At 68.3% G+C, this 1,175-nt stretch carries 1 protein-coding gene; it reads right to left on the bottom strand.

Annotated elements, in window-relative coordinates; translation table 11 throughout:
- Nucleotides 1-1,069 (bottom strand): SLC13 family permease (locus tag OS124_RS25800; protein WP_010142460.1); only part of this gene is annotated, 1,069 nt, incomplete at its 3' end.
- Nucleotides 1,070-1,175 lie beyond the last annotated feature (106 nt).

Here is a 1,175-nt window from a genome sequence, read left to right as displayed (position 1 = left end):
CGGGCGCCACGCCAAGTCCGACAGCCACCGCGCCGAGGATCGGCAGGAAAGTGGCGGTCGAGGCGGTGTTCGAGGTGATCTCGGTCAGGTAGACGATCACCGTGGCAACGATCAGGATCAGCAGCCAGAGGTTCACCCCCTGCAGCCCGGCGACCTGCTCTCCGATCCACTCGGCGAGGCCGGTGGCATTGAAGGCGCCGGCCAGGGCCAGGCCCCCGCCGAAGAGCATCAGCACCCCCCAGGGCAGGGAACGGGCGACGGACCAGTCCAGCACGAAGCCCTCCTTGCGGCCCAGCGGAATGGCAAAGAGCAGCAGCGCCGCGGCCATGGCGATGCCGGCGTCATTGATCGGCAGGCCGAGGAAGCCACGGGTGATCCAGAAGAAGGCCGCCGCGCCGAAGACCAGGGCGACGGTGATCTCGCCGCGATCCATGCGCCCGAGACGGGCGTGTTCCTCGGCGATCACCGCCGAGACGCCGCGCAGGTCCAGGCCCTTCATCGGGAAGATGACCCGCGACAGCAGCAGGAAGCAGACCGGCAGCATCACCAGCACCACCGGAACGCCGATCAGCATCCATTGCAGGAAGCCGATCTCGACCCCGTAGCTATCCGACAGCAGGCCCGCCAGCAGCGCGTTCGGCGGCGTGCCGATCAGCGTGCCGACGCCGCCGATCGAGGCCGAAAAGGCGATGGCCAGCATCAGGCCCACCCCGAAGTTGCGCACCAGCTTGCGGTCCTCGATCCGCGAGGCGACGAATTCGATCACCGAGATGCCGACCGCGTACATCATCACCGTGGTGGCGGTGTTCGAGATCCACATCGACAGGAAGGCGGTGGCCAGCATGAAGCCCAGCATGATCCGCGAGGGGGTCGAGCCGATGGCCCGCACGATGGACAGCGCAATCCGCCGGTGCAGGCCCCAGCGTTGCATCCCCGCCGCCAGGATGAAGCCACCGAGGAAGAGGAAGATCAGGTGGTTGCCGTAGTTCACGGTGATCTCGGCCACCGGCTGTATGCCTAGAAGCGGCATCATCGGGATCGGCAGCAGGGCAGTGGCGGGCAGGGGCACGGGCCTCGGCCAGCCACCAGGTGACCATCCAGAGGGTCAGGGCGACCAGCCGCCAGGCCCTCGGGGTGTCATGGCCCCGGGCGGGGCGGGCAGCAGGCAGAGCACC

Origin of the sequence: Oceanicola sp. S124, assembly GCF_000220565.1 — a bacterium.
Classification (GTDB): domain Bacteria; phylum Pseudomonadota; class Alphaproteobacteria; order Rhodobacterales; family Rhodobacteraceae; genus Pseudooceanicola.
This window is presented reverse-complemented; position numbering and strand designations above follow the sequence as displayed.